General features: G+C 66.2%; 12 protein-coding genes. 7 read left to right on the forward strand and 5 right to left on the reverse strand.

Annotated features, from left to right (window positions below):
• Positions 1–290 precede the first annotated feature (290 nt).
• The gene (locus tag ACWEWT_RS32865; RefSeq protein WP_452564738.1) at positions 291–677 is read left to right on the forward strand and encodes a hypothetical protein; all 387 of its coding nucleotides are present in this window, start codon (positions 291–293) and stop codon (positions 675–677) included.
• An 82-nt stretch (positions 678–759) separates the two neighbouring features.
• Here ACWEWT_RS32865 and secA read toward each other — a convergent pair whose 3' ends face one another.
• Positions 760–3,606, reverse strand: coding sequence for a preprotein translocase subunit SecA (gene secA / locus ACWEWT_RS32870; protein WP_452564739.1), 2,847 nt, complete (start codon positions 3,604–3,606; stop codon positions 760–762).
• A gap of 312 nt (positions 3,607–3,918) precedes the next feature.
• Between secA and ACWEWT_RS32875 the strand changes: the two genes are divergently transcribed.
• From ACWEWT_RS32875 to bluB, 6 genes are all read left to right on the forward strand, one after another.
• Complete coding sequence (locus ACWEWT_RS32875; protein WP_452564740.1) at positions 3,919–5,328, forward strand: WS/DGAT/MGAT family O-acyltransferase; 1,410 nt, start codon at positions 3,919–3,921, stop codon at positions 5,326–5,328.
• Positions 5,329–5,338: 10 nt separating this feature from the next.
• Entirely contained in the window at positions 5,339–5,842 is a 504-nt protein-coding gene (locus tag ACWEWT_RS32880; RefSeq protein WP_452564762.1) for a DUF6912 family protein, read from the forward strand.
• Positions 5,843–6,026: 184 nt separating this feature from the next.
• Complete coding sequence (locus tag ACWEWT_RS32885) at positions 6,027–7,160, forward strand: ferredoxin reductase (RefSeq protein ID WP_452564741.1); 1,134 nt, start codon at positions 6,027–6,029, stop codon at positions 7,158–7,160.
• 231 nt (positions 7,161–7,391) lie between these two features.
• Entirely contained in the window at positions 7,392–8,765 is a 1,374-nt protein-coding gene (locus ACWEWT_RS32890; RefSeq protein WP_452564742.1) for a fatty acid desaturase family protein, read from the forward strand.
• Between the two features lie 212 nt (positions 8,766–8,977).
• Positions 8,978–10,234, forward strand: a complete 1,257-nt coding sequence (locus ACWEWT_RS32895) for a fatty acid desaturase family protein (RefSeq protein WP_452564743.1) — start codon at positions 8,978–8,980, stop codon at positions 10,232–10,234.
• Between the two features lie 254 nt (positions 10,235–10,488).
• The gene (bluB, locus tag ACWEWT_RS32900; RefSeq protein ID WP_452564744.1) at positions 10,489–11,124 is read left to right on the forward strand and encodes a 5,6-dimethylbenzimidazole synthase; all 636 of its coding nucleotides are present in this window, start codon (positions 10,489–10,491) and stop codon (positions 11,122–11,124) included.
• A 40-nt stretch (positions 11,125–11,164) separates the two neighbouring features.
• On the opposite strand, the gene hpf is transcribed toward bluB, so the two are convergent.
• The 4 genes from hpf to mtrB form a co-directional block, all read right to left on the reverse strand.
• Positions 11,165–11,884, reverse strand: coding sequence for a ribosome hibernation-promoting factor, HPF/YfiA family (gene hpf, locus ACWEWT_RS32905; RefSeq protein ID WP_452564745.1), 720 nt, complete (start codon positions 11,882–11,884; stop codon positions 11,165–11,167).
• 190 nt (positions 11,885–12,074) lie between these two features.
• Positions 12,075–12,707, reverse strand: coding sequence for a ComF family protein (locus ACWEWT_RS32910; protein ID WP_452564746.1), 633 nt, complete (start codon positions 12,705–12,707; stop codon positions 12,075–12,077).
• Positions 12,708–12,749: 42 nt separating this feature from the next.
• The gene (lpqB, locus tag ACWEWT_RS32915; RefSeq protein ID WP_452564747.1) at positions 12,750–14,555 is read right to left on the reverse strand and encodes an MtrAB system accessory lipoprotein LpqB; all 1,806 of its coding nucleotides are present in this window, start codon (positions 14,553–14,555) and stop codon (positions 12,750–12,752) included.
• Positions 14,552–16,594, reverse strand: coding sequence for an MtrAB system histidine kinase MtrB (gene mtrB, locus ACWEWT_RS32920; protein WP_452564763.1), 2,043 nt, complete (start codon positions 16,592–16,594; stop codon positions 14,552–14,554). The genes lpqB and mtrB overlap by 4 nt, the downstream gene beginning before the upstream one ends.
• Positions 16,595–16,690: the final 96 nt, after the last annotated feature.

The following is a 16,690-nucleotide window of genomic DNA, read 5'->3' on the forward strand; positions in this document are numbered from 1 at the left end:
CCTCGAGTCGAGTCCAACCGTGCGCCCGCCACCACGCCCGGCCGCGGGTCGCGCCGGGATACCGGAACACGCCTGGTCAGCACATATTCCCGGGCGAATTGATGGGATGTTCGGCGACGCACGGCGAATCAGCGAACCGCCGGCTTCGCGCCGCGTTAATATGCGGCGCACACCGAAGTTATTCGGCCGAGACGGCACCGAGACGTCGGCGCGACAGTCCGGGTCCGAGCCGTCGTGGCGGGCCGCGCGGCCCCACATCCCGTCCCGCACCAACGAACACAGAAGGAACGATGCTCAAAACTCTGGTCATCGGCGCGGCCACTGCCGCGCTCGTGTTCGGCAGCTTCTCCAGTGCCTCGGCACACCCGCTCGGCGCCTCGCAGCCGGGTTCGGCGGGTGCGCACCGCCCGGCGGGCAAGGACGACTCCGTCGCGCAGCGACCTTTCACCGACCGAGAGTTCCTCCGGGCCAGCGCGTTCGACGACGAGCCCCGGCAACTCCAGGACGCGGCGATCGCCCTCGCGAACGCCCAATGCGAATACCTCGGTACCTCCGGTAACACCGCGGCCGACCGCACCTATCTGGCAGAGGAAGCGCGGCCGTTCGTGGAGTACCCCTACCTGTTCCTGGAAGCCGCGGTCACGTCCTACTGCCCGCAGCACACCGTGCTGAGCTGAGCCCGAGCCCCACGGAATTCCGGAATCCCTACGAACAGACGGTGCCGCTCCCCTTCAGGGGAGCGGCACCGTCTGTTCCGGGTCAGTGCTTGCGGCGGGTCTTCGGACCCCGGCCCTGCTTGGTCTGCGCCCGCGCCGCCTCACGGCGTTCCCGCCGGGTGCCCTGTGCTTGGCCGTCGGCGCCGTACTCCTCCGCGTCGCTGTGCACCGCGGTACGACCGCCTTCGTCCGGTCCCGAGTAGCTCAGGCCCCGCGGCCCCGAATCGTCGATCCCGCGAGCGCGCAAGGCCGGCGGGGCGCCGTTGATGATCGGCAGCTTCTCCGTGGGGTACTGGCTGCTCGGCGGTACCGGCTGCGACCCGATCGGGGAACGCAGATTCGGATCCACCGCCACCCCCTCGGGCTGCGGCTGCTGGACCTCCACCTGGACGTTGAACAGGATGCCGACGGCGTCCTCCTTCAACCCCTCCAGCATATTGGCGAACATATCGAAACCCTCGCGCTGGTATTCCACCAGCGGATCGCGCTGGGCCATGGCACGCAGGCCGATACCTTCCTTCAGGTAGTCCATCTCGTAGAGATGCTCGCGCCATTTCCGATCCAGCACCGACAGCAGCACCTGCCGTTCCAGCGTGCGCATACTGCCCTCGCCCGCCATCCCGTCGATCTCGGACTCACGCTGCTCGTAGGCGGCGTGGGCGTCGTCGAGCAGGGTGTCGAGCAGATCGTCGCGGGTGAGCTCACCGGCTTCACCCACCTCCGTCTCCCCGGTGACATCACGATGCTTCAGGCTCACCGGGTAGAGCGTTTTCAGTGCGCCCCACAGCTTGTCGAGGTCCCAGTCCTCCACATAACCCTCGGCCGTGGCGCCGTCCACGTAGGCGGTGATCACATCGGTGACCATGCTCTGGACCTGGCCCTCCATATCCTCGCCGCGCAGGATCTGGTTGCGCTCCTCGTAGATGACGGTGCGCTGCTGGTTCATCACCTCGTCGTACTTGAGCACGTTCTTGCGGATCTCGAAGTTCTGCTGCTCGACCTGGGTCTGCGCGCTCTTGATGGCCTTGGAGACCATCTTCGCCTCGATCGGCACATCGTCGGGCAGATTGAGGCGCGTCATGATCGACTCCAGCGCCGCGCCGTTGAAGCGGCGCATGAGTTCGTCACCGAGCGAGAGGTAGAAACGGGACTCACCGGGATCGCCCTGCCGACCGGAACGGCCGCGCAGCTGGTTGTCGATACGCCGGGAATCGTGACGTTCGGTACCGAGCACGTAGAGCCCGCCGGCATCCTTGACCGCCTCGGCGTCCTCGGCGACCTGTTTCTTGACCTTCTCCAGCGCGTGGAACCAGTTGGCCTGGTATTCCTCGGGGGTGTTCACCGGGTCCAGGCCCTGCTGACGCAGCAGGGTGTCGGTGATGATGTCGGGGTTGCCGCCGAGCACGATATCGGTACCGCGACCGGCCATATTCGTCGCCACGGTCACCGTGCCGGGGCGGCCCGCCTCGGCGATGATCTGCGCTTCCTTCTCGTGGAACTTCGCATTGAGCACATTGTGCGGAACACCGCGCTTGGTGAGCTGCTTGGACAGATATTCCGAGCGGTCCACGCTGGTGGTACCGATCAGCACGGGCTGGCCCGCCTCGTGCCGCTCGACCACATCGTCGACCACGGCGTTGAACTTGGCCTCTTCGGTCTTGTAGATGAGGTCGGCCTGATCCATCCTGATCGGCGGCTTGTTCGTCGGGATCGGGATGACGCCCAGGCTGTAGATCTGGTGCAGCTCGGCCGCCTCCGTCTCGGCCGTACCGGTCATACCGGAGAGCTTGTCGTAGAGACGGAAGTAGTTCTGCAGCGTGATCGTGGCCAGCGTCTGGTTCTCCGGCTGGATCTCGACCTCTTCCTTGGCCTCGATCGCCTGGTGCATACCCTCGTTGTAGCGGCGGCCGACCAGGATGCGCCCGGTGAACTCGTCGACGATGATGACCTCACCGTCACGGACGATGTAGTCCTTGTCCTTGGTGTAGAGCTCCTTGGCCTTGACCGAGTTGTTCAGGTAGCTCACCAGCGGCGAGTTGGCGGCCTCGTAGAGATTGTCGATACCGAGCTGGTCCTCGACGAATTCCACACCCGCTTCGTGCACACCGATGGTGCGTTTCTTGATATCGACCTCGTAGTGGAGATCCTTTTTCAGCAAAGGGGCGATTCGGGCAAATTCCGCATACCACTTGCTGGAGGCGTCGGCGGGACCGGAGATGATGAGCGGAGTACGCGCCTCGTCGATCAGAATGGAGTCGACCTCGTCGACCACGGCGAAATTGTGGCCGCGCTGAACCAGATCGTCCAGCGAATGGGTCATATTGTCGCGCAGATAGTCGAAGCCGAATTCGTTGTTGGTGCCGTAGGTGATATCGGCGCCGTAGGCCTCGCGCCGCTGCGGCGGCGTCATACCGGACAGGATCGCGCCGACCTCGAGACCGAGGAAGCGGTGCACCCGGCCCATCCACTCGGAGTCACGTTTGGCCAGGTAGTCGTTGGTGGTGACGATATGCACACCGTCGCCGCCGATCGCGTTCAGATAGGCGGGCAGGACCGAGGTCAGGGTTTTACCCTCACCGGTCTTCATCTCCGCGATATTGCCCAGGTGCAGGGCGGCGCCACCCATGATCTGCACTTTGTAGTGTTTCTGCTGCAACACGCGCCATGAGGCCTCGCGCGCCACCGCGAACGCCTCGAGCAGCAGATCGTCGAGCGATTCACCGTCGGCGTAGCGTTCGCGGAATTCGTCGGTCTTGGCACGCAGCTCGGTATCGGTGAGGTCCTCGTAGTCGCTCTCGAGACCGATCACCTCGTCGGCGAGATGGGACAGCCGCTTGACCATGCGACCCTCACCAAAACGTAGCAACCTCGTCAGTGTCAGCGCAGGCACGAGTCTCGTCAGTCCTCTGGGTCGGTCGGTTTCGGCTCCGATGTTCACGGCGGCGCGATCGGTGTCACGGACCACGTAGCCGCAGCTTGCTTCATGGTAATGCGGCTCCCATGGTAGGCGCCGCCGCGTACCCGGCCAGTGTGCCTCGGTCACATTCTGCGGCCGGTGGGGCCCGACCCGGGTATATCACCGCGGTCCCCCGCGCAAGCCCTCGAATTACATATCGGAATATCACACACAATGGTGCGGGAACAGGTGTCACCTGGTCACAATGGAGATCGTATTCCGGACTCCGAAGGGGCAGAGAGCAGGGTGATAGCGAAGCTGACGCCGCAGGACGCGGACTTCTTCCGGCTGGAATCGACCACGCATCCGGTACACATCGGGTCGCTGGCCGTTCTGGACAACACCGCCGAGGACGGCGGTCGCGTCCTCGGCTACCAGGAGCTGGTCGATCTGGTCGAGTCCCGCCTGCCCCTGGTACCCCGTTACCGGCGCAAGATCCGCGAGATCCCGCTATCGCTGGGCCGGCCGGTCTGGGTCGAGGACAGTCGTTTCGATATCACCTATCACCTGCGCCGTTCCGCGCTGCCGTCACCGGGCAGCGACGAACAGCTGCACGAACTGGTCGCCCGGCTGGGTTCGCGGCCGCTGGACCCCGGCCGGCCGCTGTGGGAGATGTACCTGATCGAGGGCCTGCGCGGCGGGCGATGCGCGCTGTACACCAAATCCCACGCCGCGCTGATCGACGGACACGCCGCACTGGAGATCGGCCATGTCGTCGTGGACGGGGCCGAGTCGCCGCGGGAGATCGCCGACGACGCGTGGATCCCCGGCCGCGAACCCAGCGATACCGATCTGCTGCTGAGCGCGCTCGGGCACCTCATCGCCCAGCCCGGTTCGGCGGTCGAAGTGCTGCGCGAGGTCGGCGCCGGTACCGCCGGACTCGTCGGCGCGGCGAGCAGAACGCTGGACAGCGTGGCGACGGCGGTCCGCTCGGCGGCCAGCGGAACGCCGGACAGCCCGCTGAACACGCGCACCTCCCGGCAGCGCCGGTTCACCGTCGCGGTGACCGACCTGGCCGACTACAAACGGGTCCATCAGCACAACGAGTGCACGATCAACGATGTCGTCCTGGCGGTGGTGACCGGCGCACTGCGCAACTGGCTGCTGTCCCGGAACAAGGGCCTCACCGAATCGAGCGTGCTGCGCGCGGTGGTCCCGATGTCGGGCTACGGCGGCGATCCCGGCACCGGACGTACGCTGCCCAGCGGGATCACCCCGTTCCTGATCGACCTTCCGGTGGGTGAACCCAGCCCGGTGATGCGGCTTTCCCATATCGCGCACGCCACCGCGGAGGATCCCCGCGGCCGGCACGGCGTCCGGGCCTCGACCCTGGTGCATCTCGCCGGTTTCGCTCCGGCCAGCCTGCACGCGATGAGTGTCCGGGCGGCGAGTACGTTCGCAGACCATACGTTCAATCTGGTGATCACCAACGCGCCGGGCCCACAGACGCCGATGTTCGTCGGCGGGGCCCGGATGCTGGAGATGTACCCGGTTTCGCCACTGCTGCGCAATCAGGCGACGAGTATCGGGATCACGTCCTACGACGGGCGGGTCTGCTTCGGACTCAACGCCGACCGCGAGGCAATGGCCGATATCGGGGTTCTGGCCGCGTCGGTACCCGAATCGATGGAGGAGATACTCGGTGCCTGCCTCTGACCGCAAGACCATGCGGGTGTACGTACCGGCCACGGTGCCGATGCTGCGCGAGCTCGTGGACACCCGCGAATTGCACGCCGTCGGCGGGACGGCCTTCGCGTTGACCCCGGCACTACGTGAGGCCTACGCGTCGGGAGACGACGAGGAGCTGGCCGAGGTCGCCATGGCCGAGGCCGCGCGGGCGGCACTGCGGCTGCTGGCCGAGGAAGTGCACGGCGCCACTCCCCCGATGTATCGCCGCGCGGTGATCGCGGTGGACGTCACGGGTGCGACCCTGCGGCCGGACCTGGACGACGCGGTGGTGAAACTGGACGGGCCGATCCAGTACAAGCGGATCGCCTCGGTCCATATGGACCTGGCCGAGGCCGAACCCGCGGTGGCCAAAGCGGTCGACATCATCGATGCCGCCGATCTGGGCGACGAGGACGCCGAGTTCGTCCTCGGCGACGCCGAGGACCATCAGCTGGCCTGGTACGCCACCCAGGAGCTGCCGTTCCTGATCGAACTGTTGTGAGCTCGGCGCTTGTGACCGAGGACGTCCACCGCCCACAACCGCTGTGAGCCGCAACCGGGTCCCCGGATGCCGCTCGGCTGCGCCCCCAGGGCAACCTACGATGCCGTAACCTGGTGCTACGGCGCGCCCCGGGCGCGGAGAACACAGGAGAAGAACAGCACAAATGGGCAGGAAACCGAACGCGATGACGGTGCGCGGAGTCAAGAACTGGCTGGAGGCACCGGCGGCCGGCATCGCCGAACGCGGCGGCAAACTGAATCTTGTGCGAGGGGCGGTGGCCCGGGTCACCACACCGCTGCTGCCCGACGACTATCTACACCTGGCCAACCCGCTGTGGTCGGCCCGGGAGTTGCGCGGTCGCGTCGTCGACGTGCGCAAGGAGACCGCCGATTCGGCGACGCTGGTGATCAAACCCGGGTGGGGTTTCGACTTCCGGTACGAACCCGGGCAGTACATCGGGATCGGGATCCTCGTGGAAGGCCGCTGGCACTGGCGTTCGTATTCGCTGACCAGCCCACCCGATTGGAACGATCCCCGCTACGGCAAGAAGGTCATCGCCATCGCGGTGAAGGCGATGCCCGAGGGTTTCCTGTCGAGTCACCTGGTCAACGGAGTATCGCCCGGGACCGTGGTCCGGCTGGCCGCACCACAGGGGGCGTTCGTACTACCGTCTCCGCCGCCGCCCAAGGTGCTCTTCCTCACCGCCGGCTCCGGGATCACGCCCGTCATGTCGATGCTGCGTGCCATGGACCGGCGTGACGCGGTGACCGATGTGGTGCACATCCACTCGGCACGGACCGCCGAGGACGTGATGTTCGCCGCCGAACTGGACGAGCTGCACACCCGGCATCCCGGATTCGTTTCCCATGTGCACCTCACCGGCGAGAAGGGCAAGTTCGCTTCCGAGGCGCTGGACGAGCTCTATCCGGACTGGCGGGAACGCCAGACCTGGGCATGCGGCCCCCTGGGCATGCTCGACGAGATCGAGAAGCACTGGCATGCGGCCGGTCTCGAATCGGCACTGCATGTGGAACGTTTCGAGGTCGAGCGATCGGCGACCACCGAGGGGGGCACCGTGACCTTCGGTAAGAGCGGCCGCACGGTCACCGTCGACGGCGCCACCACACTGCTGGAAGCCGGTGAATCGGCCGGTGTTCAGTTGCCGTTCGGCTGCCGGATGGGTATCTGCCAGACCTGTGTGGTCACCTTGAGCTCGGGACATGCCCGCGATCTTCGCAACGGGACCGAACGGTTCGAAGGAGAGAAGGTGCAGACATGCATTTCGGCCGCGGCGGGTGACTGCACGCTGGAGGTGTGACCGGACACGTTCGCCCCGAGACCAGCGCATAGCGGTACCCTCGAGGTGAACGTAGGCTGCTTCCCATTCCGGGAAGATTCCCGAACGCCTCTTCCGGTGTCCGCCCCGGGCCCAGCACGGGCCAGCAGTGCGGACGGAGTGTCGGCATACGAACGCGCACGGCCGGAGCCAAGGCAGAGGTAGGCCTTCCCGATCTCGTCTTCGCATACAGCGCCTACAGAAGGGACGCCGGTGGCCATCACCGACATCAGAGCCTTTGCCCACCTGACGGCCGGGGATGTCGAGACGTTGGGGCAGGAGCTCGACACGATCCGCCGGTCGGTCGAACAATCCCTGGGTGAGCGGGACGCACGGTACATCCGGCGCAGTATCGCCGCCCAGCGTGGCCTGGAACTCGCCGCCCGGGCCGTACTGTTCGGCAGCCGTAACCGCTGGGCCTGGCTGGCCGGCACCGCCATGCTGTCGGTCGCCAAGATCATCGAGAACATGGAGCTCGGCCACAACATCAGTCACGGCCAGTGGGACTGGATGAACGATCCGGAGATCCACTCGACCAACTGGGAATGGGATATGACCGGCCCGTCGGCGCAATGGCGGCGGGCTCACAACTACTCCCATCACACCTATACCAATGTGCTGGGCAAGGACGAGGACCTCGGCTTCGGCATCCTGCGAATGACGCGGGACGAACCGTGGCGACCGCTACATCTGGTGCAGCCGTTCGCCAATATCGTCCTGGCCGCGGCCTTCGAATGGGGCATCGCCCTGCACGACTGGACGATCGACAAAGAACTCTCCGGTACACCGCGATACCAGGTCCTCTCCGAGCCCAACAAACTGTTCGCCCGCAAGATCGCCCGCCAGGTGGCCAAGGATTTTCTGCTGTACCCGGCGGTCACCGGGCCCGCTTTCTTCTCGACCCTGAAAGCGAACGCCACCGCGAACCTGGTCCGCAACCTGTGGGCCTATGCCGTGATCTTCTGCGGTCATTTCCCCGACGGCGCGGAAAAGTTCACCGAGGAACAACTCGAGGGCGAGACGCCCGGTGAATGGTATCTGCGGCAGATGCTGGGCAGCGCGAACTTCTCCGCCGGTCCCGTCATGGGTTTCATGAGCGGCAATCTCAGCTATCAGATCGAACACCACCTGTTCCCGGACCTGCCCAGCAATCGGTACCCGGAGGTCGCTGTCGGCGTACGCGAACTCTGCGAGAAATACGATCTGCCCTACACCACCGGATCACTGGGTAAGCAGTACCTGCTGGCTTTCCGTACCATCCACAAACTGGCCCTGCCGGACCGGTTCCTGCGGCGCACGGCCGACGATGCGCCGGAAACCTCGTCAGAACGCAAATTCGCCGGGGTCACGTTGCACGCGGGCTCGGAGAACCTGCCGTGGAGTATCGATCCGGCGACCGGAAAACGCCGCGGCCTCCGCTGGGCGATGCACGAGGCGAAAGTCGCGCTGCGCGCCAAGGCCGAGCACGAAAAAGAAGTGCTGCGCGGCGCCGAGCGCACTTTGCGGGCCAAAGCCCGGCAGGAACGGGATCTGCTCCGGCGGGCCCGGCACGCACTGCGCAAATCGCAATCCTCCTACTCCACCTGACCCGGGTACGGATCGGGAGAAAATCCCACTGCGGGTGTAACGCGTCCGCCGCGGCGGGCGATCATCCACTTCGAGGCCCGAGTGTGACGCACGGCCACGGCGTTTGCGCTCGACTTATCATCCGAATTTGGGACGCGCAATAGGGCGCACACCACATTTTCTGCGTAAATCTCCAAACCTACGGTGCCGTAACTTACGGTAGGGTAGCCGCCATGGCTATCTCGGATGTCAAGGAATACGCGCATCTCACCGAAGCGGACGTGGAGGCTCTCGGAGCAGAGTTCGACGCGATTCGCCGGGACATCGAATCGACCCGGGGCGAGCGGGATGCCCGATACATTCGCAATGTCATCAGACTACAGCGCGCCCTCGAAATCAGCGGCCGCACCGTATTGTTCGCCAGTTTTCTACCCCCGGCCTGGCTGGCCGGCGTGGCGCTGCTGGGCACCGCCAAGATCATCGAGAACATGGAGATCGGGCATAACGTGATGCACGGTCAGTGGGATTGGATGAACGACCCGGAGATCCACTCCTCGCATTGGGAATGGGATAACGCGGGCCCCTCCAAGCACTGGAAGCACACCCACAACTACCTGCACCACAAGTACACCAATGTACTGGGCATGGACGACGATATCGGCTACGGCCTGCTGCGCGTCACCCGCGACCAGCGGTGGAAGCCGTTCTACATCGGTAACCCGGTCTACAACCTGGTGCTGCAATCACTGTTCGAATACGGCGTCGCGATCCAGCACCTCGAACTCGGCAAACTCGCGGCCGGAAAGTTCCCGGCGGGGACTCCGGAGCGCGCGGAATTCGATCGTAAGGCCGGCGAGGTGAAGGCCAAGATCAAAAAGCAGGTGCTGAAGGATTATGTCGTCTTCCCGCTGCTGACCGGCCCCTCGTTCTTCCACACCCTCACCGCCAACCTCACCGCGAACGTGGTCCGCAATGTCTGGACCAACGCGGTGATCTTCTGCGGCCATTTCCCCGACGGCGCGGAGAAGTTCACCAAAGCCGATATCGACAACGAGAGCCGGGCCCAGTGGTACCTGCGGCAGATGCTGGGCAGTGCCAATATCTCCGGTGGCAAGGTCATGCACTTCATGACCGGAAACCTCAGCCATCAGATCGAACACCATCTCTTCCCCGATCTGCCCAGCAACCGGTACGCCGAGGTCGCGGTCCGGGTGCGCGAACTGTGCGATAAGTACGACCTGCCCTACACGACGGGTTCGCTGCCGGTCCAGTACTTCAAGGCCTGGCGCACCATCGCGAAACTGTCGCTGCCCAACAAGTACCTGCGGCACACTGCCGACGATGCCCCCGAGACCGCCTCGGAACGGAAGTTCAACGGCCGGGCCGTATCGACGTTCGATCCGGTCACCGGGCAGCGGCGCGGCCTGCGCACCGCGATCGCCGAAGGCCGGCGCCGGCTGCGCCGACGCGCCGTCGCCCTCGCCGGCTGACAAGCTGAGCAGCCGCCCGCTCCGCGCCGGAAACCACCGGCCGGGGCGGGCGGATCACCGCTGTACCGAACCGCTCGGCCCGCTGGTCCCGGGATCGACGGAGTGCGGCCGTTCGCGGGGCGGCAGACCATCCGATCTGCTCGGTGGCCGAAGGCGGACCGAGCTTGCCGAAGCCATGCAGTGCGGCGACCGACCACGGGTACCGGGCCCCGGTCGCCGCCGGCCCCGGACCGGGCATTCACAATGGCGCTGTGATGAGCGTTTACGAGGCTATTCGGACCCGGCGCGACGTGCGGGCCGAGTTCACCGGGGAGCCGATCGACGAGCCCACACTGTGGCGGATTCTGGAGGCGGCGCACTGCGCGCCGAGTGTCGGTAATTCACAACCGTGGGATTTCGTCATTGTGCGCGAACCGGAGACACTGCGTGAGTTCGCGACCCATGTAGCCGGACGGCGGCTCGATTTCGCGCGTTCGCTGCCCGCCGAGCGGGCGCGCACCTTCGCGCCCATCAAGATCGAGGGTATCGAGGAGAGCGGTACCGGCATCGTGGTCGTCCACGACGATTCGCGGGGCGGTCCGCAGGTACTCGGCCGGGCGACCGTCCCCGAAACCGGTGTGTATTCGACAATTCTCGCGATCCAGAACCTCTGGCTGGCCGCCACCGCCGAGCGGATCGGAGTGGGCTGGGTGTCGTTCTACGACGAAAGTTTCCTCGCCGGCCTGATCGATCTGCCCGCGGGTATCCGGCCGGTCGCCTGGCTCTGTATCGGCCCGGTCACCGAATTCCAGCAGGTGCCCGATCTGGAACGTTTCGGCTGGCGTGATCGGCGTCCGCTGAGTGCCGCCGTGCACCGGGAGCGGTACACCGATCCCACCGGGAAACGATAAAGCCGACCGGCCCTCGCGGACCGGTCGGCTGCAGTGTCGGCTATGCGAGCCTTATCAGACCGTAGTCGAAGGCATGCCGGCGGTAGACCACCGACGGCCGATCGGTTTCCTTGTCCTGGAACAAGAAGAAGTCGTGGCCCACCAACTCCATCTGGTACAGGGCGTCATCGACCGTCATCGGGATGGCGGAATGCACTTTCGTCCGCACGATATGACCGGGCCCCTCGTACTCGGGGTAGTCGGCCGCGAAGTCGGAACGCTTGCGGCTGTGCGGAGAATGATCGTGTGGGAGGTCGGAGAGATCGGCGAGAAGCGCGTCCTCGGCCAGTTCGGCGGTGGCGTCGTGCACGGAGACCGGGGTCTTCTCGCCGTAGTGGACGCGACGCCGGTCCTTGGTGCGCCGCAGCCGACTCTCCAATTTGGCGGTCACAGCCTCGAACGCGGCGTAGAAACTGTCCGCGCAGGCCTCGGCACGGACGATCGGACCCTTGCCGCGGGCGGTGATCTCCACCCGCTGGCAGCTTTTGCGTTGACGACGGTTGCGTTCGTGGAAGAGTTCCACGTCGAAGAGAAAGATCGATGGATCGAAGCGCTCCAGACGGGACAGCTTCTCCGACACATAGATTCGGAAATGGTCGGGGACCTCGACATTGCGTCCCTTGACCACGATATCCGCCCGGGTATCCCGTGGGCGGTCGAGCTGGTCCTCCGGCTCCGTCCGGTCTGTGTCCTGTACTGAAGGTCGTGAAGTAGTCGTCACGCGTACCTCCCGGATCTGGCCGCACACTTGTCGTCGCATGCGGCGGGATGAAACGGTGCCGGCCATGTCGGATCCAGTCGGCCGGCACATGGTGTACGAGGCCCACCTCCAAACTCCCGGATCGGGTGTGTGAACGCGACGCTAGTACGAGGATCGAAGGTTCGCCACTGTTCACGCAAATTTCCCGGATTCACCCGGCACACGTCACGAATACGCCATCCGGGCGTGTTCCCGCGGCAACGAGCGCCCGAGCGCAGGCCGATACCGTGGCACCCGTCGTCAGCACATCGTCGACCAGGACCACCTGCGCGTTCGCCGTGTGGGCAGGCAGCACCGCGGCAGTCACCCGGCCGCGCAGGTTGCGGTCACGTTCGCGGGCCGTCAGACCGGCCGAATCGCGAACTCCCCACCAGACTCGCAGACAGGGCATGACCTGGCAACTGCGCAGCGACCGCGCCGCGATCCGCGCGCATCGCAGGACCGGGTCGCCACCGCGGCGCCGGGCCGCCGCGCTCCGGCTCGGCGAGGGTACAAGTATCAGGGGGCGATCCGGCGCTCGCAACTCGGCCAGTCCCGCCGCGAGGGCAGAACCGAGCGGCCGGGCGAGATCGCGTCGATTCCGTTCCTTGGCCGCGAGCACAGCCTGCCGGGCGGGGCCGCGGTAGCGGCTCAGCGCCCAGCAGGGCACACCGGGGTCGAACCGCGGATACACCCGGATCGGTGGGCCCGTGACACTGCGCGCGCAGCCGGCGCACCACGGTGTTCCCGGTATCCGGCAGCCGGCGCATTCGGACGGTACGACCAGATCCAGCAGGGTCCGCATCTGCGCAGTGTGCCGGTGGGGTCCGACACGGCACGGGAGCGATCAGCCGGGCAGCACCGGTACGGCGTCCGCGCCGAGTCCGGGAACCTCTCGCCAGTAGGGGTCGCCGCCCTCGGGAGTGCGGGTGAATTCCAGGACCGCCCGGGAATCGGCGACATACTGACGTTCGATGGAGGCGGTGACCTGCCGGACCGGCGGAGTGAGGTTGCGGCCACCGAGCGAGGCCATCCCGGAACCGTCGATCTTCACCGTCCGGACGGGGTCGACGTTACCGGCGGTCGCCAGGATGACGGTATCGTCGCTGAACCAGTCGACCGAGGTCGCGGCGGTACTGAGATCCATCGCGATCTGCCGCGGCGCGGTCAGCGCGAAGGTCCCGTCCGGGCGGCGCAGCACCATGGAGAGGTACACCTTTCCGTCCGCGATCAGCACCGCGCTCACCCCGTTCCGGGAGATCCGCAATTCGGTGATCGGTAGTTCGAAGGCCGGCCCGGAATCCGGCGCCATCAGCTGGGCGGTATCCACGTCCTGGACCGAGACCGTGCCGGTATCGCGGTTGGTGACCGCCCGGATCACCCGGTTCCCGTCGATGACGGCCCAGGCCGCACTACCGTCGGAGGTCCAGGACGGACGGGTGATGGCACCACCCTCCGCGACCGGGAAAGCATTGCCCCCGTAGCTGCCCACCATCAGCGTGCGCTGCGGTTGCGGCGGCTGGCGGCCCGCGTCGGCGACAGCCGCGACCAGTTTCCCGTCCGGTGACAGACCCACCGATTGCAGGTTCTGCACCTCGCCGAAATATCCCGGGGCCGGAGCGGGAGCTCGATCTTCCTCGACCTTGACCAGCTTGCCGTCGCGGAGCGCGTGCAGACCGATCAGCGCGTCCGGCTCCACGGAATCGGCGATGGCGCCCAGATCGTCGACCGACCAGCCGTTGCCCGCGAACCGTTCGTCGAGGGGACGGCCGTCGTCGAGCAACATATAGGGACCCAGTACATCGGCGCGTGCGAGAGTGAGTACCACCTGGGCGGCGAACAATTCGCGGTCACGGGGGCTCAGCTCGCCGATCCCGGTGAAATCGATCCGCACCCCGCCCAGACCCACTCCGACGCCGACCGGATCGCCGTTGGCCTTGGTGACGGTACCGCGCACCGCCACCGGCGGAGCCAGGTAATTGCGCACGACCGGATCGATGTACGGTTGCGGGCCCGCGATCAGTTTGTTCACCAGCTGCTGAGCCAGTTCGTCCGGGCGGCCCGCGACCCAGCGCAGATCCGGGGCCACGCGCTGGCCGTCGGTGGTGACGAAGTACAGGGCGTGCCGCCGATAGGACTGTGTGAAGGCGCTGTACTCCATCATCACACCGTCGGGCAGTTCGTCGATCCGCCATTGGCCGTCGATCCGGGTCATCTCGATCTTGTTCTCGATGATCCCGTCTACCGCGTGATACGACCCGTCCCCGGCGAGTTCCCCGACCTTGCGCGCGCGCAGCACATAGGTCGCGTCGTTCTCGGTCCGTGATTCGCGTAGGGTGTCCGCCCGTTCCACGATCACATGGGATTCACCGTCGTTCCACTGAGTGGAGGCCGCGGGGGTCATGTACTGCCGGGCAGCGAGATGACCGTCGGTGGGGTCGGCGGTCGCCTGCAGGAAATCCCGCAGCAGTAGATCGGGGTCCCGATCCTTGGTCGGAGCCGGGGGCCCCTCGACAGTGGGTTCCTGGTTGATCGTGCCGAGGGCCTGGGGCTGCGAGGAATCGGGCAGATTCGCGCAACCCGCGGTGACGGCCAGACCGAGTACCACGGCCACCACGACGAGTAGCCGCGACCGCCGTAGCTGCGCGGTCATGATTTCTGGTCTCCGCTGTCGGTGATCACAGAGCCTCCGTCCGCCGGATCCGGTGGCTCCGGTTCTCCGGAATCGCCGCGATCCGGGTCCGAATCCGGCACGGGCCTATCGGAATCCGCACCGGCCGCCGCGGATTCGCTCGCCGGCACATCGCCCGGCGTAGCACCGTGCTCCGGCGCTTCGGTGTCCGGAGCCGCACCGGCCGCCGGAACGCTCGCTGTCGGCGGAGCCGATTCCGAGGTGCCGGAATCGTTGCCGGCGCTCCCGGCCGACGCCCCCGGCTCCGTGGGAGAGGCTGTCCCGGACGTGGTGGTCGTATCCGTTGCCGAGGTGGGTTCCGCGGTCTCGGAGGAGGTCACCGGGCGGGGCGCCCAGGGTTCGGTCTCGGTGACGGGCGGGCCGAGTTCCACCCGCTCGCCGGCGGCTCGATCGTCACCGTGCGGCCGCCGCGGTGCACGGCGCATACCCGGCTCCAGGGGAAGCGGGCTCTTGCCCAGCTTCTGACCACGGACCAGCGGCAACGTCAACCGGAAACTGGCGCCGACCCCCGGGCGCCCCCACGCCTCGAGTTTGCCGTCGTGCAGGTTGGCGTCCTCGACACTGATCGACAGACCGAGCCCGGTACCGCCGGAGCGGCGCATCCGCGAAGGGTCGGACCGCCAGAACCTGCTGAACACCAGTTTCTCCTCCCCCGGCCGCAATCCGACGCCCTGGTCCCGCACCACCACGGCGAGGGCATTGGCCTGGGTATCACCGCGCATCCGGATCAGGACGGGTTTGCCCTCGCTGTGGTCGATGGCGTTGGCGAGCAGATTGCGCAGCACCCGCTCCACCCGCCGCGGATCGACCTCGGCGACCACCGGTTCCTCGGGCAGATCGATGACGACCTCGATCGCGGCATCGCGCGCCAGATGCCGCACCGTGGAGATGGCCGCGCGGACGCACATCCGTACATCCAGCGATTCGACCTGGAGTTCGGCGACACCGGCATCGTGGCGCGAGATCTCCAGCAGATCGTTGAGCAGTCCTTCGAACCGGTCCAGTTCGGTGACCAGCAGTTCGGCACTGCGGGCGAGCGCGGGATCCAGATCGTCGCTACTGCCGTGGATGAGATCGGCCGCCATCCGCACGGTGGTCAGCGGGGTACGTAGTTCGTGGCTGACATCGGAGGTGAAGCGCCGCTGCAGGTTGCCGAATTCCTCCAGCTGGTTGATCTGGTTGGACAGACTCTCGGCCATTTCGTTGAAGGCCTTGGCCAGCCGGGCGATATCGTCGTCGCCGCGCACCAGCATGCGTTCCTTGAGCCGCCCGTCGGCGAAGCGACCGGCGATCCGGGCGGCGGAGCGAATGGGCAGCACCACCTGACGGGTCACCAGGGCGGTGATCGCTGCCAACAGGATCAGCAGCACCACACCACCGACCAGCATGGTCCCGCGCATCAGCGCCAGGCTGCGCTCCTCGTTGCTCAGCGGGAAGATCAGATAGATCTCCAGGGTGGGCACCTCGGAACTGGGGCTGCCGATGATGAGCGCGCGGCCGTGATAGCCGTCCGGGTCCGCGACCGTGGCGAACTGGTAGCTGACCTGATTGCGCTGGACGAACCGCCGTAGCGCGTCGGGCACCTCTTTGATCGGCCCGACCGCGATCACCTGCTGCGGTGTTCCACCGATCATGCTCAGCGCCGAGTCGAAACTGCCGGCCGCGCCGCCGGTCCGGTTCGAATCACGCCGGTTGGACAGCGAATCACGGGCATCGTTGAGCCGCTGCTGCTGGCTGGTGATGTCGTGGACACCCGTCAACTGCGTTTCGACCGTATTGCGGACACGGTCCATCTCCTCGACCCCGGCGCTGATCTTGGCGTCCAGCAGCCGGTCGGTGATCTGGCTGGTCAGCACGACACCCAGCACCGTGATGACGATCAGGGACAGGGTCAGGGTCGAGACGATGACCCGCAGCTGCAACGAGCGTCGCCAGAGCAGACCCAGTGATTTGCCGACGTGCTGGAACCATTCGTTGACCGGTGCCAACGCCTGCCGCACATCGGCGAGACGTCCGGATCGTCCGGCTTTCCGACCGGCGCTCGACCCTATTTGGTCGGGCAAGGTAGCGCCTCCGGACCCGAAAACTCGAGCCGG

It is taken from the genome of Nocardia sp. NPDC003963 (assembly GCF_053605105.1).